The sequence below is a fragment of the Alcanivorax sp. HI0007 genome, assembly GCF_001635525.1.
Taxonomy (GTDB): Bacteria; Pseudomonadota; Gammaproteobacteria; order Pseudomonadales; family Alcanivoracaceae; genus Alcanivorax.
Map to the genome: position 1 here is coordinate 13,127 of NZ_LWEJ01000237.1, position 21,074 is coordinate 34,200.

Below are 21,074 nucleotides of genomic sequence, written 5' to 3' on the forward strand. Positions count from 1 at the left end.
CTATCATTAGCCCCCCTTAAACACATGCCATTCCGCCCCTATGCAAATCGGCCCATACACCTTACCCAATTCGTTGATTCTGGCCCCCATGGCCGGCGTCACGGATCGTCCTTTCCGGCGCCTGTGCCGGGATCTGGGTGCCGGCCTGCTGGTATCGGAAATGGTGACCTCGGACACCCGTCTGTGGAACTCTCGAAAGTCACGCCAACGACTGGACCACAGTGGTGAGCCCGGGCCGGTGTCGGTGCAGATTGCCGGCGGCGAGCCGGCCATGCTGGCCGACGCGGCCCGCGCCAATGTGGATCATGGCGCCCAGATCATTGATATCAATATGGGCTGCCCGGCAAAGAAAGTGTGCAAACGCGCCGCAGGTTCCGCCCTGCTGGCCGACCCGGAGCTGGTGGCCCGCATCCTGGATGCGGTGGTCGCTGCTGTGGACGTACCGGTAACCCTGAAGATTCGTACCGGCCCCGATCGCGATCATCGCAACGCCGTGGAGATCGCTCGCATCGCCGAAGCGGCGGGCATCCAGGCCCTGGCCATCCATGGCCGCACCCGCGCGGACAAGTTCAACGGCGACGCCGAGTATGACTCCATCGCCCGGGTGGTGGCCGCAGTCAATATTCCCGTTATGGCTAACGGTGACGTGGATAGCCCGGAAAAAGCTAAACGGGTACTGGAATCCACCGGCGCGGGTGGTATCATGATCGGCCGCGCTGCACAGGGGAACCCGTGGATCTTCCGGGATACCCTGCATTACCTCGAGCACGGCTCGCTAGCCGCAGCGCCGTTAGTAACGGAAGTCCACGATTGCGTGCAACAGCACCTCGCCGAACTCCACCAGTTCTATGGAGAGTTCATGGGAGTGCGTATCGCGCGTAAACATCTGGGCTGGTACACGCAAAACCTGCCCGGTGGGGAAGACTTCCGGCGCGGATTTAACACACTGGAAAATGCCACCGATCAACGGTTGGCAATCGAGCAGTTTTTCCAACAGATAAACGCCACTACCGACCGGGTACGCTTCGGTCGCTATGGCGAGGTGTCTGCCCGGAAGAAAAACGGAGCCTTGGCCGCATGACCCTTTCTTCAGTTAACACAGCCGCTGCACGGACACTTACTGAAATGAACACCGCTGAAGCACGAAAGCCGCACCTGACCATTGCGCGCAGTGAAACTCACGACACCCTGCGCAATTGTGTGCGACGTTCGTTAAACGATTATTTCAACCAGCTGGACGGCGAGCCGGTGAGTGAGCTTTACCAGATGGTGCTGGCGGAAATGGAAATTCCGCTGCTTGAGAAAGTGCTCGAGTACACCCGCGGCAACCAGACCAAGGCCGCCGAGCTGTTGGGCCTGAACCGTGGCACCCTGCGCAAGAAACTCAAGCAGTACGGTCTGCTGTAAGCACGACCGCGAAGATGAAGGGCAGTCCTTACTGCCCTTTTTTTGTTTTTAAATGAACCACTTATTCCAGAACGTAACTTGGTGAAACCCCATGAGCAACGCGGTTGAACGTGCACTGATCAGTGTTTCCGACAAGACAGGTATCGTCGAATTTGCAAAGGCCCTGGCCGAGCAAGGCGTGGAGATCCTCTCCACGGGCGGCACCTACAAGAAGCTGCAGGACGAGGGCATCGCGGTACGCGAAGTCTCCGACTACACCGGTTTCCCGGAAATGATGGCCGGCCGGGTGAAGACCCTGCACCCGAAAGTGCACGGCGGCATCCTGGGCCGTCGCGGCCAGGACGAGCAGGTAATGGCGGACAACGACATCAGCCGCATTGATCTGGTGGTGGTCAACCTGTACCCGTTCGAGGCCACCGTGGCCAACCCGGATTGCTCCCTGGAAGACGCCATCGAAAACATCGATATTGGCGGCCCCACCATGGTACGTTCCGCCGCCAAGAACAATGCCAGCGTCGGCATTGTGACCGCCGCTGCAGATTACCAGCGCGTTCTGGACGACATGGCAGCCAACAACGGCGCCCTGTCCGACACCCTGCGATTCGATCTGGCCATCAAGGCCTTCGAACACACCGCCGCTTACGACAGCGCCATTGCCAACTACTTCGGCAAGAAAGTCGGTGAAAACAATGACGACTTCCCGCGCACCATCAACCTGAATTTCGAAAAGACCCAGAACATGCGCTACGGCGAGAACCCGCACCAGAAAGCGGCCTTCTACACCGAACGCAATCCGGCACCGGCCTCCATTGCTACGGCCAAGCAACTGCAGGGCAAGGAACTGAGCTACAACAACATCGCCGACACCGACGCGGCGCTGGAGTGTGTGAAGTCCTTCACCAAGCCCGCCTGTGTGATCGTCAAACACGCCAACCCCTGTGGTGTGGCCGTTAGCCTGGACGGCATAGGCAAGGCTTACGACCTGGCCTTCGAAACGGATACCGAATCTGCCTTCGGCGGCATCATCGCCTTCAACCGCGAGCTGGATGCCGCCACCGCCCAGGCCATTGTCGATCGTCAGTTTGTGGAAGTAATCATCGCCCCGTCTGCCACCGATGAGGCACTGGCCATTACCGCTGCCAAGAAAAACGTACGGGTACTGGTGTGTGGCAAGATCGACGGCCCGGCGACAGAAGGCCTGGACTACAAGCGCGTTAACGGTGGCCTGCTGGTACAGGACCGCGACATCGGCATGATCACCGAAGGCGAGTTGAAAGTGGTCACCAAGCGCGCCCCTACGGAAGCCGAGATGCACGACCTGATCTTCGCCTGGAAAGTGGCCAAGTTCGTCAAATCCAACGCCATCGTCTACGCCAAGAACCGCCAGACCGTGGGCGTGGGCGCCGGCCAGATGAGCCGCGTCAACTCCGCCCGCATTGCCGCCATCAAGGCCGAGCATGCCGGGCTGCAGGTGGAAGGGTCGGTGATGGCCTCCGACGCCTTCTTCCCGTTCCGCGACGGTATCGACAATGCCGCCAAGGTAGGCATCAGCTGCGTGATCCAGCCGGGCGGCTCGATCCGCGACGAAGAAGTCATTGCCGCCGCTGACGAAGCCGGCATGGCCATGGTCTTCACCGGCATGCGTCATTTCAGACATTAAGCGGTCGGACGTCTGAAGTCGGACGTCTGACGACAAAACCGGGTTAGCGTCCGACGTCCGACGTCTGACCCGTCTCCAATAGAGACAACGTCAGAAGAGGCAGTAACCTCAATGAAAGTTCTGATCATTGGCGGCGGTGGCCGCGAGCATGCGCTGGCCTGGAAAGTGGCTCAGGCTGAGCAGGTAAACAAAGTGTTCGTGGCACCCGGCAATGCCGGCACCGCCCGGGAAGCCGGGGTGGAAAACGTAGCCATCGACGTGCTGGACCAGCCTGCCCTGCTGGCCTTCGCCAAGGACAACGGCATCGACCTGACCATCGTCGGGCCGGAAGCGCCGCTGGTGGAAGGCCTGGTGGATACCTTCCAGGGCAACAACCTGAAGTGTTTTGGCCCCAGCAAGCTCGCCGCCCAGTTGGAGGGCTCAAAAGCCTTTACCAAGGATTTCCTGGCTCGCCATAACATCCCCACCGCCGCCTACGGCAACTTCACCGACATGGACGAGGCCCTGGCCTATGTCCGTGAACAGGGTGCCCCCATCGTCATCAAGGCCGATGGCCTGGCCGCCGGTAAAGGCGTGATTGTGGCCATGACTCTGGAAGAAGCCGAAGACGCCGTGCGCGACATGCTGGACGGTAACAAGTTCGGCGACGCCGGCCACCGCGTGGTGGTGGAGGAATTTCTGGAAGGCGAGGAAGCCAGCTTTATCGTCATGGTGGACGGCAAGAACGTATTGCCCATGGCCACCAGCCAGGACCACAAGCGCGTCGGCGACGGCGATACCGGCCCCAACACTGGCGGCATGGGCGCTTACTCCCCGGCGCCGGTGGTCACTGATGCGGTCTACCAGCGCATCATGGACGAGGTGATCACCCCCACCGTGGAAGGGATGGCCGCCGAGGGCATGCCCTACACCGGCTTTCTTTACGCCGGGCTGATGATCAACCCGGAAGGCGCCCCCAAGGTCATCGAATACAACTGCCGCTTCGGCGACCCGGAAACCCAGCCGATCATGATGCGCCTGCAATCCGACCTGGCTGCCCTGTGCCTGGCGGCCCTGGACGGCAAGCTGGACCAGGCCGACATCCAGTGGGACCCGCGCCCCACCCTGGGTGTGGTCATGGCCGCCGGCGGCTACCCGGACAGCTACGACAAGGGCGACGTGATCGACGGCCTGGACCAGGCGGATTCCGACACCGTCAAAGTCTTCCATGCTGGCACCGCCGAGAAAGACGGCCAGGTGGTCACCAGCGGCGGCCGGGTACTCTGCGTGACCGGTGTCGGCGACACCGTCGGTAAAGCCCAGGCCAACGCCTATGCCGGTGTGAAACAGATCACATGGCGCAACGCCTACCACCGCAAAGACATCGGTTACCGTGCAGTGGCCCGCGAAAAGTCATAAAGTAGTAGCAACTAAGAAGTAAGGGTGAGCCCGGCAGGGCTCATCCACCAATGCTGCACGTTTATACTGCCGGGGGTTAGCAATGAGCGATGTCGTCGCCGACATGTCTCGTCTCGAGAATTTCATTCCCTTTGACTGCCTGGGCGAATCACACCTGAAGGAAATCCAGGGCCAGATCGACGTCATCAAGATCGGTCCGGGGCGATTGCTGTTCAAACGTGGCCAGACCAGTGACAAGGCCTATTTTCTGGTGGAAGGCGCCCTGGACCTGACCGACGCCAGCTTCCAGGTGCGGCACTTTACCGCCGACGATGACGAGAATTACCTGGCGCTGGACAATTACCCGGAACACACCATCAACGCCATCAGCGCGGAAACCACGACCCTCTACGCCATCGACCGCAACAAGCTGGATCTGCTGATGACCTGGACCCAGGCCGCCGAATCCATGCTCGACGAGGATGATGACGAGAGCGAGCGGGACTGGATGGATGCGCTGCTGTCTTCAGAGCTGTTTTCCGCCATCCCGCCGGCCATGATTCACAGCCTGTTCGTGAAATTCGAGGAACGGGAAGTGCAGCTCGGCGAAACGGTGGTGCGCGAGGGCGAGGATGGCGATACCTTCTTCGTGATCAAGCAGGGCAAGGCCATGGTCACCCGCGCCAAAGGCGCCAAACAGGAAACCCTGGCAGCCCTCTCCGCCGGTCGCTTCTTCGGTGAAGACGCCCTGATCAGCGACAGCCCCCGCAACGCCACCATTACCATGACCAGTGACGGCACCCTGATGTGCCTTGGCAAGAAGGACTTTCAATCCATCCTGCAAGACTCGGTCATTCGCCACCTCAGTGAGGATGAGCTGGACACCATGGTGCTGGAAGCGGAAACCGCCTGCATTCTGGTGGATGTGCGGTTGCCCATGGAGTTTCGCCACGACCGCACCCCCGGTGCCCGCAACCTGCCACTCAACGAATTGCGCCGCGAAGTGCACACGCTGGAAAAGGATTTTTTCTATGTGGTGTGCGGTGATGGTCGACGTAGTGAGCTGGGAGCCTATATCCTCTCGGAAGCAGGCCTCAACGCCTATGTGCTGGACCGGGGAAAAGCGACGGATGCAAAAGAACCAACGGAAGTGGCCTGATTCGTTTTTATTCAGAGGAGCGCTGATTCTTCTGCTGGCCATGGTTGGCAGCCTCTGTCGGGCCAACCCGGAACCGCCGCCCCCCTTTGTGATCCACAGCCTGCCGGATCAGGCCCGCATTACCATCTACTCCGAGTACCTGCGCGACCCCTCCGGTGAGCTGGATATCCAGGCAGTCAGCCAACATCCCGCCACGGCCGGTTTCCAGCCGGCCACCCGCTATATCGAGCGTCTGGGTATCCGCAATGGACACTGGTGGGTGCGCGTTGCCATCAAGAACGAGCTGGGCAACCAGAACACCTTCGCCCTGCATCTGCGTGGCAATCCGGCAGCAACCCTCTACCTGCCGGATGGCAACGAGGGGTACCGCCAACTGGCCCCCCAGCAGCGCATTAGCGGTCGCGGCAGCAGCTTCCGGATAGACCTGCCCACCGGCGACACCCAGCTTGTCTATCTGCAATTGCCTCCCCGGGCCTACCTGACTTACGGACTGACACTGACCACCGTCAACGGCTTGCTTCAGACCCAGCAACAGCAAAACACAATCTACATGTTGCTGGCCGGCGCCCTGCTGATGCTGGCATTTTATAACCTGATTGTGGGCGCCCTGCGTGGCGGCGCCACTTACTACTACCACTGCGGCTTTATCCTCAGCATCCTGATGATCGGGCTGACCCTGGCGGACCTGCTGCCCGGGGACCTGAGTGAAAACAACCTGCTGCACCCGCGGCTGCTTTTTGCCGGCATGATGCTGGCCATGTGGTCGGCGAACGGCCTCTCGCGCAGCTTCTTCAACCTGTCCGAACAGACCGGCTGGCTACAATACTCTACCCGCCTGCTGCAGGTACTGGCCCTGATCAATCTGCCCTTGACCATCATGCTGCCGCTGGCCGCCGCCGGCTACATCAGCTTTGCTCTGGTCACCCTGGCCACCCTGTTTCTGCTCACCATGGGCTACACCGCCTGGCACCGGGAAATCACCGGGGGAGGACTGTTTTTTCTCACCTCCCTGCTGATCAGCATCCCGGCCCTGGTGGTATGCCTGGCGTGCCTGGGGGTAGTGCAGACCGGGGCGGAACTGCCCCAGTGGTTACTGGGAGCCACGGTGCTGGAGGCCGTGACCCTGGGGATCGGATTGCGACTGCAATACAGCCAGCAGGCACGCCTGAAGATCGAAAGAAAACGCTCAGAAGCCATTGCCGAGACCGTGGACAGCACTCGCCGGGAAACCCTGTCCCGGATCGGCCATGACATTCGTACCCCGCTGAGCGGCATCCTTGGCATGGCGGAAATCCTTGGCGACACCCCACTGACACCCAACCAGCGCGAGTGCGTGGGCGCCATACAGAATGCCGGCGACAACCTGCTGCGCATCATCAATGATGTGCTGGAGCACTCCCAGCTCTCTACCCAGGGCACAGACATCAACCACAGCGCCCTGGACATCCATGATCTGGTCATGGAAGCCATAGACCTGTTCAAGGAAAAGGCCGAGGAAAAGCAGATTGAGCTGATCACCCATGTGCACACCAATGTCCCCACCCGGGTGATTGGCGACGCCGGCAGGCTACGGCAGATCCTCACCAACCTGATGGGCGCCCTGGTACGCCATGGCAGCCACGGAGAACTGGTGGTGGATGTGTCCATGGAGCCCACCGGCCAGGCAGACCGGGTTCGCTTCGGCTTCTCCGGCAGCGCCCTCAACGACGACATCCTCAAACGCCTGCGCAATACCCAAAACCAGCCGGAAAGCAGTCATCTGAGCCTGGCCATTGCAGAACAGCTGGTGGAAGCCCTGCAAGGTCGCATGGGCACCCTGCAGGACCAGCGCGGCGCCCATTACTGGTTTGTGGTTCCCCTCCCGGCAGAAACCAGCGAGGCTCCCCCACCAGCCATGGTGGATACCCGTACCCTGGAAGGGAAAAGCCTGCTGGTGGTGGACGATTCCAGCACCGTGACCCGGGTGCTTCGTCACCATGCCCTGTCCTGGGGAATGCGGGTCACTGCCTGCCACGATCCCCGCGAAGCACTGGCCTCCCTGCGAACCCAGGCCAACATCAACGAGCCTTTCGACGTGGTGGTGCTCGACCACAACATGCCCGGCATGGACGGCATGCAACTGGCCGCCCGCATCCATGAAGACCCGGTGATCATGCACCCCACCGTGCTGGTGATGCTGACCGGTGTCAGTCTGGCACCCAGTGCGACCCAGGCCCGCAACGTGGGCATCCACCGTGTGCTGTCCAAACCGGTTTCCTCCCCTCGCCTGCGTCAGGTACTGGCCGAGGAGCTGGGTCAGGGCCATCGACCGGTTCCCGGCAAGACCGAGCACAAACCGGACCCGCAACTGCGCATCCTGGTGGCAGAAGACCATTACCTGAGCCAGAAGGTGATTCGCGGCATGCTTGGCAAGCTGGGCCTGAAAGCCGACATTGCCTCGGATGGCCAGGAAGCCCTGTCACTGGCAGAAAAACACCGCTATGACCTGATCCTGATGGATTGCGAAATGCCGGAGATGGACGGCTTCGAAGCCACCCGGCGCATCCGCCAGTTCGAGCAGAAGCAGGGCCTGCCGGCGGTCCCTATCGTCGCGCTCACCGCCCATATCCTGCGCGAACACAAGGAGCGCAGCCTGGCGGCGGGCATGAACGCCCACCTGCCCAAGCCGGTGGAGCTGAACTTGCTCCGGGAAACCCTAGTGCGCTTTACCCGCCCCGACGCCACTGATTCGGACTTGTCCCTCGCCAGCGACGAAATGCCCGACTGAACGAGCTGGACTCGGCAAAGCCCAGCAACAGTGCGATCTCGGTGAGCGACAGGGCCGAATCCTGAAGATACAACTCCGCCAGACTCTGACGTAAACCGTCCAGAATGTCCGCAAAGCGCAGTGAGCGCCGTGCCAGCCGGGCGCTGAGCGTGCGGGCCGCCATGTCCAGACTGTCCGCCACGGATTCCAGCGACGGCTCCCCATCCGCCAGCTGCTGGTAAATCCGTGCACGCACGGCACTGACCAGATTGCTATTGATGTCGAAATCGGCGAGCAGGTCACGGGCTTCCCGCTCCATCATCAGCGATAACCCCGGATCCGCCGATTCCAGCGGCAACGCCAGATACTCCGCGGGCAATTCCACCCCGTCGAAGTCTGCCGAGAACCCCACCGGCGCATCGAAAAATGCCCGATAACGCTGTTCATCATCCGGGGCCCCGTGCCGAAAGCAGACCTGACTGGGGGCCAGCTCCCGGGCTATCAACGGGCGCATGAACGCCACCCAACCGGTCACGGCCGCCTCGGTGAGATAACGGGCGGGCTCACCGGCCAGAGGGCATTGCCAGCTCAGGCGGACCCTGTCTCCATGGTGAGAAAGCCGTGTCTCCCCCAACTTGCCGGACAGGCTTTCAAAGCGAATCAACCGGTCAATGGCCTGACCCAGATCACGGCTGGCCAGAATCACGTAACCGAGCACCTGATAGGAGCGGGGCTTCACCCGCTTGCCGATTTCGAAACCCAGGCCCGCATCGCCACTGGCCTGCAGGATCACCAGAAACAGTCGCAGCACATCCACCAGTGGCAACAATTGTCCCGGCTCAGAGAATGGCGCTTCGCTGAGCCCGGCCTGCTGCAACACCGCGTCCCGGGACAAACCGTAATGCGCCAGTAGCGGTGGCAACACCGCATCCACATAGGCAGCGCTCAGGCTCTGGTCGGACCCGGCCAGGCCGGGGTCAAGCACCGGCATGGACCGCCCTGCCCTGGCACCACTGACGCAGGCGCGCCAGGGATTCTGCCATGGTCACTGACAGCGGCACGGTGGCCGCCAGTTCCGCTTCCAGCAGCGCCTGATCCAGGACCCCGTCAGCAGCCCCTGCGCTGTAGAGACCGGCCACCACGGCCTGCTCGATTTCCGCTCCGGTAAACCCGTCGCTGTGCTCAGACAGGGCAGGCAAATCGAACCGATCCGCTGACAGGCCGCGTTTTTCCAGATGGATCCGGAAAATCACCTCGCGAACCGCCGGCGACGGCAGGTCCACAAAGAAGATCTCGTCGAGACGGCCCTTACGAATCAGTTCCGGTGGCAGCCGTTCGATATCATTGGCCGTGGCCACCAGAAACACCTGGCTCTTATTTTCCGCCATCCAGGTGAGCAGGGTGCCGAGCACACGCCGGGAGGTACCGCCATCATTGTCACCCACGGCGATGCCCTTCTCGATTTCGTCGATCCACAACACACAGGGTGACATGGTCTCCGCCAGCTCCAGCGCCTCGCGCACGTTACGCTCGGACTCACCGAAAAACTTGTTGTAGATGGCGCCCATGTCCATGCGCAGCAGCGGCAGACCCCACAACCCGGCCACCGCCTTGGCCGCCAGGCTCTTGCCCCCGCCCTGCACGCCCACCAGCATGATGCCGCGGGGGCTGTCGATCCCATTCTGGCCATGAAACGCTTTCTCCCGTTTCCCCAGCCAGTCCTTCAGCCCTTGCAGTCCCCCCACGCTGGCGAAGCTTTCCGTGTCGTACTCGTAGCTGAGGACGCCGTCCATTTCCATCAGGGCAAACTTGGCCTTGTTGATGTCCGGCAAGTCCGCCTCGGTGATGGCTCCATCATGGATAATGGCACCCCGGGCCAGTTTGCGGGCGTCCTCCACGCTCAAACCGCGCAGATTGCGCACCAGACGATCCAGCGAGGCTCGGTCTGCCCGCACTCGCTCGCCTTTCTCCTGTTTGAAACGACGGGCCTCATCCTGAACGATGTGTTCCAGCTGCTTCTCGTCGGGCATGGACAGGGAAAACCGGGTGCAATAACGGCGGATCTCCGGGGGAATGGAAAACTGGTGGCTGATCAACACCAGGGTGTGGTGCAACCGTTCATGGTGCAGGGCGATCTCTTTCAGCAACCGGGTATGACGCGGCTCGTCCTTCAGAAACGGATGCAGATCGCACAGGGCGTAGATGCCCGGTTCATTGGTACCGCGAATCTGTCCCAGCAGCGCATCCGGTTCCACGGTGTGTTTCTGACTGGGGGCATCTTCAAACTCCAGCCGCCGCAGACCATCCACCACATTCCAGGCAAACACCGGTCGCCCCTCACGCATCCCCAGACGGCGTATCAGGTCCAGCGCCCGCAACTCCTCCCAGGTCTCGATGACCACGATGGGGTAGCGGGATTCCAGCAGCATTTTCAGGTCGTTCAGGTCACTCATTTGTTATCATTCTTCACAGGTCACTGTCAGCGCTATGCTAGCATGAAGACTGACACTGTTTTGTAGCGCCACGATACCTGCACCCCGAGGTGTATGCCGTGGCAAACCGTATTGGAAGCCCCCATGAGCGAACGTCGACTGTCACCGCTGGATAAACTGCTGGCCCGGGCCGATAACGCCCTGCGCACGTTGACGCCAGGCACCATCCAGGCGGAACGGAAACCCGCCCATGCCTCCCCGGCGCCGGATGCCCCGGAGGCCGGCACCCTGCCCACGGACAAACGCCGCCATGTGCTGGGGCTCATGCGCATCAACCATACCGGCGAAGTCTGTGCCCAGGCCCTGTATCAGGGACAGGCCAGCACCGCCAGCCTGCCCCATGTGCGCCATGCCATGGAGGAAGCGGCCCGCGAGGAAGAAGACCACCTGGCCTGGTGCGAAGAACGCATTCGCGAACTGGGCGGCGTCCCCAGCAAACTGAACCCGCTGTTCTACGCCATGAGCTATGCGGTGGGCGCCACCGCCGGCCTGGTCGGTGATCGCTGGAGCCTGGGCTTTGTGTCGGAAACGGAAAATCAGGTGGTCAAACACCTGGAGTCCCACCTGTTCCAGGTCCCGGAAAGCGACCTGCGCACCCGCGCCATTCTGGAACAGATGAAAAGCGACGAACTCAAACACGCAGTCACCGCCAAGGACGCCGGCGGCGCCGAGCTCCCCCCACCAGTGCGCCACGCCATGACGTTGATGAGCAAGGTGATGACGTTCACGACTTACAGAATCTGATCGGCGCGCTGAAAAAGCACCTGTAGGAGCGCCTCTTGAGGCGCGAACCGAGCCTTGGCGAGGCAACCCTTCAAAACCCTACTGATCTCTCTATCGAAACTCTGTCACGGTCTGGAGTGTTTGATCTCCCGTGCTTCGCACGGTTCGCGCCTCGAGAGGCGCTCCTACAGCGGCTTCGTAAGAGGAGCATGTCCATAAAACGCAAGAGGCCGCGCCCAACCTGTGGGCGCGGCCTCTTTGCTTTCTACTACAACTGACGATGGGCGCGAACTGTTAACTATTCACTATTAACTGTTAACTGCCCTTCTTACCCCATATTACGGCTGTAGAAGATCTCCAGCATCTCGGTGCGCAGGCGCTCCTCGATCTGCTCCAGTTCTTCCTTGTCGAACTCGTCGCTGCCGGCACCGAACAGATAGTTGTCGATGTCGAAGTCCTTGAGCAGCATCTTGGTATGGAAGATGTTCTCCTGGTACACGTTCACGTCGATCATCTGATAGGCGTTCTGGGTGTCTTCGGTCAGGAAGTTCTGGATCGAATTGATGTCGTGATCAATGTAGTGCTTGGTGCCGTCCAGATCCCGGGTCATGCCCCGCACCCGGTAGTCGATGGTGACGATATCGGAGTCGAAGCTGTGAATCAGGTAGTTCAAGGCACGCAGCGGGGAAATCACCCCGCAGGTGGATACATCCACATCCACCCGGAAGGTGGAAATGCCGTTATCCGGATGGGATTCCGGATAGGTGTGCACCGTCACATGGCTCTTGTCCAGATGCGCCACCACGGAATCCGGCAGCGGACCCGGGGCTTCCTCATCCCAGTCGGTACCGTCCGGCGGCGTCTCATGCTCAGCGATCAGCATGGTCACACTGGCGCCCTGGGGATCGTAATCCTGACGAGCCACGTTGAGCACGTTGGCACCGATGATCTTGGTCACATTGGTGAGAATCTCGGTGAGCCGCTCGGCATTATACAGCTCGTCAATATACTCAATGTACTCCTTGCGATGCTGTTCCGTCTTCGCATAGGCGATATCGAAAATATTGAAACTCAAGGATTTGGTCAGGTTGTTGAAACCATGAACCGTAATCTTGGGATTGGGATCTTTCACCACAGCTGTACCCCGTAGGCGTCACCGCCACAATAGAACCAACACACCACCGCAGCGTCTGCGGTTACCTGTTTGCGAGACCTCCTGGTCTCTCCGGCTTGCGCCGGACACCTTGACCGGCCAGGGGTCAAGCTTCCTGGCCCTCAATGGTATAACTATGGGTGATCTCAACACCACCTCGGGTCAGCATAATGCTGGCCGAGCAATACTTCTCCGCCGACAGCTCCACGGCCCGCTTCACCTGAGCCTCTTTCAGGTTATTACCGCTGACGATGAAGTGCAGATGAATCTTGCTGAATACCGCCGGCACCTCATCCACACGCTCCGCGGTCAGCTCGCAACGGCAGTCTGTCACGTCCTGGCGGGACTTCTTGAGGATATGTACCACATCAAAGGAAGAGCAGCCGCCGACACCCAGTAACAGGGTCTCCATGGGACGCGGCCCGCGATTCTGGCCACCATGGTCCGGCGGTCCATCCATGAGCACCGTATGGCCGCTTTCTGTCTGCGCTTCATAGCAGGCTTCGCCCTGCCATTTAACCACTGCTTTCATGGGGAATCTCCCAGCTTCCAGTCACCGCTCCAGGCCGGTATTTTCCAGCCCCGAAAGGGGGCGCAGAGTACCATAGCGCGGGGGCGCCGCCACCCCCTCAGGGGGCCGGATCGCAGATAATTTTTCCCGCCCGGGCCCCCGATCCATCCCCTGCCCATCCGGTGCCGGTCAGCCATAAGCCACCGTTGAGCCTGTGAAAATTGAGAGTGAGAGCCAGTTCCCTTGGCATCAATGATAAAAACAGGCAATATCCTTACGCTTATCAGCTAAGACATTTTTCTGGCTTAATATTGAGCGCCCATGACTGACGGCAACAAAATTATTCCAAATCTGGACCAGTTTCTGGCCCACTGCCATCGCCGCAAGTATCCGGCGAAGAGCACTATCATTTATGCGGGTGATGAATCGGATGCGCTTTACTACATTCTGAAGGGCTCCGTGACGGTCATGATCGAAGACGACGATGGTCGCGAAATGATCATGGCCTACCTGAATGAAGGGGATTTCTTCGGTGAGATGGGGTTGTTCGAGAATGATCCCTCCCGTTCGGCCTGGGTGAAAGCCAAGAGTGAGTGCGAAGTCGCGGAAGTCAGCTACGGCAAGTTCAAACAGCTGGCCCGAGAAGACGCCGACATCCTGTTCGCCGTCTCCGCCCAGATTGCCGGCCGCCTGCGCGCCACCACCCGCAAGGTGGGCGACCTGGCGTTTCTGGATGTCACCGGCCGCGTGGCCGGCACCCTGCTGGACCTGTGCAAACAGCCCGACGCCATGACCCACCCGGACGGCATGCAGATCAAGGTTACCCGCCAGGAAATCGGCCGCATCGTCGGCTGCTCCCGGGAAATGGTCGGCCGGGTTCTGAAGAACCTGGAAGAACAGGGCCTGGTGTCCGTGAAAGGCAAGACCATGGTGGTTTACGGAACGCGGTGAAGAGCAATTAACAGTTAATAATGAATAGTTAATAGCTGCGCGTCGAACACCTTCAGGTACGGAAAACCAAGAGGCCGCGCCCAGATGATGGGCGCGGCCTTGTTGTATCTGGCACCCTGCCTCGCTGTCGCTCGGTTCGTCCCCTGGAAGGGAACTCCTACAGCGGCTTCGCAGGTAAGGGTTGTTCAAACAGAAAGGCCGCACCCACTTCATGGGCGCGGCCTCAAACATTCTCTGCCCGGCACCAACCAGGCCCCGTGCAGCTGTTAACTATTCACTGTTAACTGTTAACTAAAAAAACAGCGACTTCAGGGCCGCCCCCGGATCCTCCGCCCGCATAAAGGCTTCGCCCACCAGGAACGCATTGATGCCATTCTTGCGCATCAGCTTCACGTCCTCCGGGGTGTGGATGCCGCTTTCGGTGACGATCATGCGATCGCCGGGCACTTTTTCCGCCAACGCCAGGGTAGTGTTCAGGCTGGTCTCGAAGGTGTGCAGGTTACGGTTGTTGATGCCGATCAGCTCGGCATTGAGATTCACTGCCCGCTCCAGCTCTTCCTCGGTATGCACCTCCACCAGCACATCGCAGCCGGCCTGCTGGGCGGCGTGATAGAGCTCGCTCATCTGCGCATCCGACAGGGCTGCCGCGATCAGCAAAATGGCGTCGGCCCCCATGGCCCGGGACTCGAAGATCTGCCAGGGGTCGATCATGAAGTCCTTGCGCAGCACCGGCAGGTTCACCGCGTTGCGGGCGGCGCGCAGGTAGTGTTCATCCCCCTGGAAGAAGTCCTTGTCGGTGAGTACCGACAGGCAGGCGGCACCATTTTTCTCGTAGCTGCGGGCAATCTCCACCGGATCGAAATCATCCCGGATCACACCCTTGCTGGGAGAGGCCTTCTTGATCTCCGCGATCACCGCCGGTTGGTGGTCGCGCACCCGGTCAAACAGGCTGGCGATGAAGCCCCTGGCCTTGCGCTCGTTGTCGGCCATGGCCTCCAGCTCGCCCAGGGTGTAGTTGTTTTTGCCGACGGCGATTTCTTCCTGCTTGCGGGCAATGATCTTGTCGAGAATGGTGCCTGTGCTCATAACCGCTCTCCTTATCAGTCTGCAGCAGTCAGTGCCGTGGAAAACTGGGCCAGCTCACGCATGCGCTCCGCTGCCTCTCCATTGTGGATCAAGTCTTCCGCCATGCGTACCCCCTCTTTATGGGTCCGGGTAATCCCGCTCACATAGATGGCCGCCCCGGCGTTCAGGGCAATCATGTCCGCCGCCTTGCGGGCGGCATCGCTGCTGCGCTTGCCAAAGGCATCGCGAATCAGGGCCAGGGAGGCATCGGAGTCGGTCACATCCAGGCCCACCAGTGAATCAGAGTCCAGCCCCAGGTCTTCCGGGGTCACCGCGTATTCGCTGATTTCCCCGTTACGGAATTCCGCCACATGGGTCCGGGTGGCCAGGCTGATCTCGTCCAGGCCATCCTTGCTGTGCACCACCATCACGTGCTCGGCACCGAGACGGCCCATGACTTCCGCCATGGGTCGGCACAGCTTCTCGGAGAAGACCCCCAACACCAGGCGCTGGACGCCGGCCGGGTTGGTCATGGGGCCGAGGATGTTGAACAGGGTGCGCATGCCCAACTCCTTGCGCGGCCCCACGGCGTACTTCATGGCCTTGTGGTGATTGGGGGCAAACATGAAGCCGACGCCCACATTGTCCACGCAGCTGCCGATCTGTTCCGGGGTCAGATCAAGGGCAATACCGGCGGTTTCCAGCAGGTCCGCCGAGCCGCTTTTGGAGCTCACCGAACGCCCGCCGTGCTTGGCCACCCGGGCCCCCGCCGCCGCCGCCACAAAGGCACTGGCGGAGGACACGTTGAACAGGTTGGCCCCGTCACCGCCGGTACCGACGATATCCACCAGATACTGGCGATTCTGTACCGGCACGGCGGTCACCAGCTCACGCATGACCTGCACGCCTCCGGTAATCTCATCCAGGGACTCGCTTTTCATGCGCAGGGCCACCAGGAAGCCGCCAATCTGGGCGTCGGTGGCGCCACCGGTCATGATCTGACGCATCACCTCCTGCATCTCGTCCACGCTCAGATCAATCTGCTCGACCACCTTGGCCAGGGCCTGCTGGATATTCATGCGGCGTCCCCTTGTTGTTCGTTGTTCAGGAAGTTCTCGAGCAGGGCATGGCCATGCTCACTCAAAATGGATTCGGGATGATACTGCACCCCTTCGATAGGCAGGGTCTTGTGGCGCATGCCCATGACCTCGTCCACGCTACCGTCTTCATGGCAGGTCCAGGCGGTCATTTCCAGGCAATCCGGCAGACTGTCCTTTTCCACCACCAGGGAGTGATAACGGGTGGCCGTATAGGGCGACGGCAGGTTGCGGAAAATGCCCACGCCACTGTGGTAAATGGGTGAGGTCTTGCCGTGCATCACCTGACGGGCCCGCACCACCTTGCCACCGAAGGCCTGGCCAATACTCTGGTGGCCCAGACAGACCCCCAGAATCGGCAGCTTGCCGGCAAAGTGCTGAATCGCCGCAATGGAGATGCCCGCCTCATTGGGGGTACAGGGCCCGGGGGAAATCATCAGCCGGTCCGGGTTCAGCGCCTCGATCTCCGGCAGGGAGATCTGATCATTGCGGTGGACCAGCACCTCGGCACCCAGTTCCTGCAGGTACTGCACCAGGTTGTAGGTAAAGCTGTCGTAGTTGTCGATCATCAGCACACGCATTACCGCTGCCCTCCGTCTTCCAGGTTGAGGCCACCCAGTGCCAGATTCACTGCCCGGAACACGGCCCGGGCCTTGTTCATGGTCTCGTCCCATTCGGACTGGGGCACCGAGTCAGCCACAATGCCTGCGCCGGCCTGTACGTAGAGGCGCTGGTCCTTGACCACGGCGGTGCGGATGGCGATGGCGGTATCCATGTCGCCGTTGAAACCGATATAGCCCACGGCGCCGCCGTAGATGCCACGCTTGGTGGGTTCCAGTTCGTCGATGATTTCCATGGCGCGGATCTTCGGTGCTCCGCTCAGGGTGCCCGCCGGGAAGGTGGCGCGCAGTACGTCCAGCGGCCCCAGGCCATCACGCAACTCGCCTTCCACATTGGACACGATATGCATCACGTGGGAGTAGCGTTCCACCACCATCTTGTCGGTGAGCGTGACCTTGCCCGGTTTCGCCACCCGGCCCACATCGTTGCGGCCCAGATCAATCAGCATCAGGTGCTCGGCAATTTCCTTGGGGTCCGCCAGCAGGTCCGCTTCCAGAGCCTGGTCTTCCTCGCTGTTGGCACCGCGCTTGCGCGTACCGGCGATGGGCCGAACCGTGACCGATCCCTGCTCCGCCCGGGTGAGAATCTCCGGGGAAGAGCCGGCAATATGGAAGTCGCCCAGATCCAGATAGAACATGTACGGCGACGGGTTCAGATAACGCAGTGCCCGATACAGGTCCAGCGCCGGCGCCTGGAACGGGCAGCTCATGCGCTGGGCCGGCACCACCTGCATCACATCGCCGGCGAGAATATACTCACGCACCTTCTCCACGCCGGCCTTGAACTGGTCTTCCGGGAATTCGCTGCGGAAATCGCTTTCGTCCACCGGCTCGCCGTACACGGTATGCTCCGGCTCCGGCAGGGGCGCACGCAGCTGCGCCTGCAGCGCATCCAGACGCTGTGCCGCCTGCTTGCCCGCATCCCCGTCACGGGGGTCCACATGCACCACCAGGAACAGGGCACCGCGCAGATTATCGAACACCACCACTTCTTCGGAGCGCATCAGCAGGATATCCGGCACGCCGAGCACATCCTCACCGGGGGCCGGACCCAGCCGCGGCTCGAAATAGCGCACGCTGTCATAACCGAAGTAGCCCACCAGGCCACCGTTGAAACGGGGCAGCCCGGGGATTTCCGGTGAGCGATACTGCTGACGGTAGTCTTCAATCCACTGGATCGGGTCGGCGACCTCGGTGGTGGTCTCGCCCTGTTCATTGCTGACACTGACGGTCTGGCCGGTGATGCGGATCACTTCCGTGGCCGGCAGCCCGAGAATGGAATAGCGCCCCCAGCGCTCGCCGCCCTGAACGGATTCAAACAGGTAGCTGTAAGGCCCCTGGGCCAGTTTGCGGTAGGCGGTCAGCGGCGTATCCAGATCCGCCAGCACCTCGCGTACCAGCGGCACCCGGGTATAGCCCTCTTGGGCATAACGATCCAGTTGCTGTTGTGACATGGTTGTCCCTATTGGTCTTCGCTCGGCCATTCAAACGCACAGGCCGACAAGTGCAACGATTGTAGAGGAAAAACAAGGCAAAAAGGGCGTGTCCGTGCACCGGGCACAGTCACAAGGGGAGCGTCACCATCGCCAGCTGGCGGGTGAGGAAAGGAAGGCAAAGCTGTTGATCAGGGCACGGTCCAAGGGGGACGTCCTTTCTCAAACGTGAAGATGGAGAGAATTCTAGCGAATGACAGCGCCCGACGCCAGACACTCCCCCCCCAGGCATGCCCCGTTGGAGCCTGGCTGGCAAGGCGAAGGTTTCGGTGGGCACCAGGACGGATTCATCCCTTCGCCTTGCCAGCAAGGCTCCAACGGCTATCGCCCCCTTAACAACGGTGGATTCAGGCGCGTTTTGATAGACTATCGCTCGAATGCCCGTGTCAGCGTCCGGCCAGAACCCAGGAGCCCCATGAAAGTCCTCGCCTTGTTCACCGCCAGCGAATCCCGCGGCCCGGTAGAAAGCCAGTCCGCCGTGCAATTGCGCGCCGGTTGCGGCATCGTTGGCGACCGGCATTACCGGCGCAATGCAAAGCCCGCCGAACAGATTACCCTGATCGAATCCGAAGCCATCGCCGACTTCAACCGGGATCATCAGCAGCGGGTTGAACCCCACATTCTGCGCCGCAATGTGCTCACCGAAGGGGTGGACCTGAATGCCCTGGAAGGCCGGGAGTTTTTGCTCGGCAACATCCGCCTGCGGGGCATCGAACTGTGCGAGCCCTGCTCCGTGGTGGGCAAGCTGCTGGCCGGCGACCTGACCCCACCCCAGGTGGTAAAGGCCCTGCTGGGCCGGGGCGGCCTGCGCTGTGAAATCTTGTCCAGCGGCGTAGTGCGGGTGGGCGACCCTATTGTGACGCCTGAAGACGCCTGAAGACTCTGGGGCAGCTAACTGCCCGTCGCGAGAAGCGAGTTTCGAGGAGCGAAAACCAACAGCAGCTTGCCTTTCGAAACTCGTACCTCACACCTCGCTGCTGAGTCATCAAACCCGTGCCTCCTCTCGCATTACGCATTCCGCCCGACGGCCACACGAATCCATGCTACCCTCGCCCTTTTACTGCCCCGTACCCCAATGAACATGCCTTCTTCCGATACCATCATCGCCGACACTCGCCAGTGGCTGGAACAGATCGTCGTTGGCCTGAACCTGTGCCCTTTTGCCCGTAAACCCCTGAACGCCGGGCAGGTGCACTTTGCCGTCAGCGACAGCCGCAATGTGGAAACCCTGCTGGTGGATCTTTATGACGAGCTGGAACGGCTGGATCGCACCCCCGCCGAGCAGATCGACACCACCCTGCTGATCATTCCGGATCAGCTGGATGGTTTTCTCGACTACAACGACATGCTCGATCTGGCCGACGGCCTGCTGGAACAGCAGGGCTGGGAAGGCACCTTCCAGATTGCCAGTTTCCATCCGGCCTATCAGTTTGCCGATACGCAGGTCGACGACCGGGAGAATTTCACCAACCGGGCCCCCTACCCGATCCTGCATATCCTCCGTGAAGCCAGCCTGGACCGGGGCCTGGCCAGCTACCCGGACCCGGAACAGATTCCCGAACGCAACATCGCCACCCTCAACGGCCTCAGCGATGACCAGTGGCGCAGCCTGTTCGGCAACCTGACAGGACGGGCTCCATGAATCTGGATCTGACCGACATCGGCCTGGTCACTGCCGTGATAGTGATCGCCGCCCTGTTCTGGCGTTCCCATGGCATCCGTGAGCGGGCGCTGATCTACACCCGGCGATTTTGCGAGCGGGAAGAAGTGGAGTTTCTGGATGACACCGTGGGGCTGGAAAAACTGGCGCTGATCAAAGACCGCCACGGCAAACGGCGTATCACCCGCATCTACCGCTTCGAATTCACCGTCACTGGCGGCGAGCGCTACCCGGGCCACACCTATGTGCAGGGAGGCCAGGTACAGCGGGTGGAGCTACCGCCCCACCGCTTTACCCCGGACCCGGAACAGCTGCACTGACGCGACAAGCTTCAAGCTACAAGCCTCAACGCGCGTAAAGGCAGTCGCTCCCGAGAAGATATGGGTTCCGCGCTGATCCGGTAATCGCGGGCACGGCCTTTGATTCTGGCAATGCGTTGACCGCGCCTTGCAGCTTGTAGCTTGCGACTGCTTTATCGCGCCGCCAGCGACGCGGCTACGGCATGGGTTTGTCGCAGTTGACCATCCAGGGCACCCTGAAGCGGTCGATGCACATGCCAAAGCGCTTCGCCCAGAAGGTTTCCTCCATGGGCATGCGAATCTCGCCGCCGTCGCTCAACGCCGCAAAGATGGCTTCCGCCCGCTCGGTGGTTTCAGCCTGCACATTGATGATGGTGCCTTGCGGTTTTTCATACGTCTCCGGCGGGCAATCCGACCCCATCAATACGATGCCCTCCCCCTCCAGGCAGACATGGCAGATGTGATGGTGGATTTCTGCCGGCACCTCACTGGCCATGGGCGATTCGCCCATGGTGATCAGAAAACTGATCTCGGCCTGCAGGACACCGGCATAAAAATCAAAGGCTTCCCGGCAATTGCCCGGGAAATTCAGATAGGGATTAAGACGGACTTCCGACATGGCTTCTCTCCTTGAAGGAATTGGCTTTCCATAGTTAATCGA

20 protein-coding genes are annotated in these 21,074 nt (G+C 60.8%); 11 read left to right on the forward strand and 9 right to left on the reverse strand.

The features are described from left to right. Nucleotides 1-40 precede the first annotated feature (40 nt). From dusB to A3714_RS11520, 6 genes are all read left to right on the forward strand, one after another. Nucleotides 41-1,081, forward strand: a complete 1,041-nt coding sequence (gene dusB / locus A3714_RS11495) for a tRNA dihydrouridine synthase DusB (RefSeq protein ID WP_063508533.1) — start codon at nucleotides 41-43, stop codon at nucleotides 1,079-1,081. A gap of 44 nt (nucleotides 1,082-1,125) precedes the next feature. Next, nucleotides 1,126-1,407: a DNA-binding transcriptional regulator Fis gene (fis, locus tag A3714_RS11500; RefSeq protein ID WP_062815927.1), complete on the forward strand. Its 282-nt coding sequence runs from the start codon at nucleotides 1,126-1,128 to the stop codon at nucleotides 1,405-1,407. Nucleotides 1,408-1,498: 91 nt separating this feature from the next. Continuing rightward, nucleotides 1,499-3,067: a bifunctional phosphoribosylaminoimidazolecarboxamide formyltransferase/IMP cyclohydrolase gene (gene purH / locus A3714_RS11505; protein ID WP_063508534.1), complete on the forward strand. Its 1,569-nt coding sequence runs from the start codon at nucleotides 1,499-1,501 to the stop codon at nucleotides 3,065-3,067. Between the two features lie 111 nt (nucleotides 3,068-3,178). Beyond that, the gene (gene purD, locus A3714_RS11510; protein ID WP_063509337.1) at nucleotides 3,179-4,465 is read left to right on the forward strand and encodes a phosphoribosylamine--glycine ligase; all 1,287 of its coding nucleotides are present in this window, start codon (nucleotides 3,179-3,181) and stop codon (nucleotides 4,463-4,465) included. An 82-nt stretch (nucleotides 4,466-4,547) separates the two neighbouring features. Beyond that, entirely contained in the window at nucleotides 4,548-5,603 is a 1,056-nt protein-coding gene (locus A3714_RS11515) for a cyclic nucleotide-binding domain-containing protein (RefSeq protein WP_062815924.1), read from the forward strand. Continuing rightward, entirely contained in the window at nucleotides 5,575-8,370 is a 2,796-nt protein-coding gene (locus tag A3714_RS11520) for a hybrid sensor histidine kinase/response regulator (protein ID WP_063509338.1), read from the forward strand. The genes A3714_RS11515 and A3714_RS11520 overlap by 29 nt, the downstream gene beginning before the upstream one ends. On the opposite strand, the gene A3714_RS11525 is transcribed toward A3714_RS11520, so the two are convergent. Further along, nucleotides 8,309-9,340: an AraC family transcriptional regulator gene (locus A3714_RS11525; protein ID WP_063509339.1), complete on the reverse strand. Its 1,032-nt coding sequence runs from the start codon at nucleotides 9,338-9,340 to the stop codon at nucleotides 8,309-8,311. The two genes, A3714_RS11520 and A3714_RS11525, sit on opposite strands and share 62 nt — an antisense overlap. Then, complete coding sequence (locus tag A3714_RS11530; RefSeq protein WP_063509340.1) at nucleotides 9,327-10,802, reverse strand: AAA family ATPase; 1,476 nt, start codon at nucleotides 10,800-10,802, stop codon at nucleotides 9,327-9,329. Before A3714_RS11530 ends, A3714_RS11525 begins: the two co-directional genes overlap by 14 nt. Nucleotides 10,803-10,925: 123 nt before the next feature. Between A3714_RS11530 and coq7 the strand changes: the two genes are divergently transcribed. Then, nucleotides 10,926-11,585: a 2-polyprenyl-3-methyl-6-methoxy-1,4-benzoquinone monooxygenase gene (coq7, locus tag A3714_RS11535; protein WP_063509341.1), complete on the forward strand. Its 660-nt coding sequence runs from the start codon at nucleotides 10,926-10,928 to the stop codon at nucleotides 11,583-11,585. Between the two features lie 307 nt (nucleotides 11,586-11,892). Here the strand turns inward: coq7 and speD are convergent, their stop codons facing one another. Both speD and A3714_RS11545 read right to left on the reverse strand, forming a co-directional pair. Then, nucleotides 11,893-12,699, reverse strand: coding sequence for an adenosylmethionine decarboxylase (speD, locus tag A3714_RS11540; protein ID WP_062815919.1), 807 nt, complete (start codon nucleotides 12,697-12,699; stop codon nucleotides 11,893-11,895). Between the two features lie 124 nt (nucleotides 12,700-12,823). Then, entirely contained in the window at nucleotides 12,824-13,249 is a 426-nt protein-coding gene (locus A3714_RS11545; RefSeq protein WP_062815918.1) for an OsmC family protein, read from the reverse strand. 300 nt (nucleotides 13,250-13,549) lie between these two features. On the opposite strand from A3714_RS11545, the gene crp reads away from it, so the two are divergent. Beyond that, nucleotides 13,550-14,179, forward strand: a complete 630-nt coding sequence (gene crp, locus A3714_RS11550; RefSeq protein WP_062815917.1) for a cAMP-activated global transcriptional regulator CRP — start codon at nucleotides 13,550-13,552, stop codon at nucleotides 14,177-14,179. Nucleotides 14,180-14,470: 291 nt separating this feature from the next. On the opposite strand, the gene trpC is transcribed toward crp, so the two are convergent. From trpC to trpE, 4 genes are read right to left on the reverse strand one after another with little or no spacing between them, the layout of a single operon-like run. Beyond that, nucleotides 14,471-15,265, reverse strand: coding sequence for an indole-3-glycerol phosphate synthase TrpC (gene trpC, locus A3714_RS11555; protein ID WP_062815915.1), 795 nt, complete (start codon nucleotides 15,263-15,265; stop codon nucleotides 14,471-14,473). A gap of 14 nt (nucleotides 15,266-15,279) precedes the next feature. Next, a complete protein-coding gene (gene trpD, locus A3714_RS11560; protein ID WP_062815914.1) occupies nucleotides 15,280-16,323 on the reverse strand; it encodes an anthranilate phosphoribosyltransferase in 1,044 nt (347 codons plus the stop codon). Further along, complete coding sequence (locus tag A3714_RS11565) at nucleotides 16,320-16,922, reverse strand: aminodeoxychorismate/anthranilate synthase component II (RefSeq protein WP_062815913.1); 603 nt, start codon at nucleotides 16,920-16,922, stop codon at nucleotides 16,320-16,322. The genes trpD and A3714_RS11565 overlap by 4 nt, the downstream gene beginning before the upstream one ends. Beyond that, a complete protein-coding gene (gene trpE, locus A3714_RS11570) occupies nucleotides 16,922-18,415 on the reverse strand; it encodes an anthranilate synthase component I (RefSeq protein ID WP_062815912.1) in 1,494 nt (497 codons plus the stop codon). The genes A3714_RS11565 and trpE overlap by 1 nt, the downstream gene beginning before the upstream one ends. Before the next feature lie 454 nt (nucleotides 18,416-18,869). Between trpE and A3714_RS11575 the strand changes: the two genes are divergently transcribed. The 3 genes from A3714_RS11575 (at nucleotide 18,870) to A3714_RS11585 (ending at nucleotide 20,434) form a co-directional block, all read left to right on the forward strand. After that, nucleotides 18,870-19,331 (forward strand): MOSC domain-containing protein, encoded by a 462-nt coding sequence (locus A3714_RS11575; protein ID WP_063508737.1) that lies wholly within the window; start codon nucleotides 18,870-18,872, stop codon nucleotides 19,329-19,331. 198 nt (nucleotides 19,332-19,529) lie between these two features. Continuing rightward, nucleotides 19,530-20,096 carry a DUF1415 domain-containing protein gene (locus A3714_RS11580; RefSeq protein ID WP_063526975.1) on the forward strand — a complete coding sequence of 189 codons (567 nt, stop codon included), beginning with the start codon at nucleotides 19,530-19,532 and terminating at the stop codon, nucleotides 20,094-20,096. Next, the gene (locus A3714_RS11585; protein ID WP_063508735.1) at nucleotides 20,093-20,434 is read left to right on the forward strand and encodes a DUF3301 domain-containing protein; all 342 of its coding nucleotides are present in this window, start codon (nucleotides 20,093-20,095) and stop codon (nucleotides 20,432-20,434) included. Before A3714_RS11580 ends, A3714_RS11585 begins: the two co-directional genes overlap by 4 nt. A 175-nt stretch (nucleotides 20,435-20,609) precedes the next feature. Here the strand turns inward: A3714_RS11585 and A3714_RS11590 are convergent, their stop codons facing one another. Next, nucleotides 20,610-21,032, reverse strand: coding sequence for a VOC family protein (locus A3714_RS11590; protein WP_063508734.1), 423 nt, complete (start codon nucleotides 21,030-21,032; stop codon nucleotides 20,610-20,612). Nucleotides 21,033-21,074 lie beyond the last annotated feature (42 nt).

What these genes read in the sequence shown, in the direction of transcription:
- trpC (WP_062815915.1), bottom strand. Translation starts at nt 15,265, where the DNA reads ATGAGCACAGGCACCATTCTCGACAAGATCATTGCCCGCAAGCAGGAA.
- A3714_RS11545 (WP_062815918.1), bottom strand. Translation starts at nt 13,249, where the DNA reads ATGAAAGCAGTGGTTAAATGGCAGGGCGAAGCCTGCTATGAAGCGCAG.
- purD (WP_063509337.1), top strand. Translation starts at nt 3,179, where the DNA reads ATGAAAGTTCTGATCATTGGCGGCGGTGGCCGCGAGCATGCGCTGGCC.
- A3714_RS11525 (WP_063509339.1), bottom strand. Translation starts at nt 9,340, where the DNA reads ATGCCGGTGCTTGACCCCGGCCTGGCCGGGTCCGACCAGAGCCTGAGC.
- fis (WP_062815927.1), top strand. Translation starts at nt 1,126, where the DNA reads ATGAACACCGCTGAAGCACGAAAGCCGCACCTGACCATTGCGCGCAGT.
- purH (WP_063508534.1), top strand. Translation starts at nt 1,499, where the DNA reads ATGAGCAACGCGGTTGAACGTGCACTGATCAGTGTTTCCGACAAGACA.
- A3714_RS11565 (WP_062815913.1), bottom strand. Translation starts at nt 16,922, where the DNA reads ATGCGTGTGCTGATGATCGACAACTACGACAGCTTTACCTACAACCTG.
- coq7 (WP_063509341.1), top strand. Translation starts at nt 10,926, where the DNA reads ATGAGCGAACGTCGACTGTCACCGCTGGATAAACTGCTGGCCCGGGCC.
- A3714_RS11580 (WP_063526975.1), top strand. Translation starts at nt 19,530, where the DNA reads ATGAACATGCCTTCTTCCGATACCATCATCGCCGACACTCGCCAGTGG.
- trpE (WP_062815912.1), bottom strand. Translation starts at nt 18,415, where the DNA reads ATGTCACAACAGCAACTGGATCGTTATGCCCAAGAGGGCTATACCCGG.
- trpD (WP_062815914.1), bottom strand. Translation starts at nt 16,323, where the DNA reads ATGAATATCCAGCAGGCCCTGGCCAAGGTGGTCGAGCAGATTGATCTG.
- dusB (WP_063508533.1), top strand. Translation starts at nt 41, where the DNA reads ATGCAAATCGGCCCATACACCTTACCCAATTCGTTGATTCTGGCCCCC.
- crp (WP_062815917.1), top strand. Translation starts at nt 13,550, where the DNA reads ATGACTGACGGCAACAAAATTATTCCAAATCTGGACCAGTTTCTGGCC.
- A3714_RS11530 (WP_063509340.1), bottom strand. Translation starts at nt 10,802, where the DNA reads ATGAGTGACCTGAACGACCTGAAAATGCTGCTGGAATCCCGCTACCCC.
- A3714_RS11585 (WP_063508735.1), top strand. Translation starts at nt 20,093, where the DNA reads ATGAATCTGGATCTGACCGACATCGGCCTGGTCACTGCCGTGATAGTG.
- A3714_RS11515 (WP_062815924.1), top strand. Translation starts at nt 4,548, where the DNA reads ATGAGCGATGTCGTCGCCGACATGTCTCGTCTCGAGAATTTCATTCCC.
- A3714_RS11575 (WP_063508737.1), top strand. Translation starts at nt 18,870, where the DNA reads ATGAAAGTCCTCGCCTTGTTCACCGCCAGCGAATCCCGCGGCCCGGTA.
- A3714_RS11590 (WP_063508734.1), bottom strand. Translation starts at nt 21,032, where the DNA reads ATGTCGGAAGTCCGTCTTAATCCCTATCTGAATTTCCCGGGCAATTGC.
- A3714_RS11520 (WP_063509338.1), top strand. Translation starts at nt 5,575, where the DNA reads ATGCAAAAGAACCAACGGAAGTGGCCTGATTCGTTTTTATTCAGAGGA.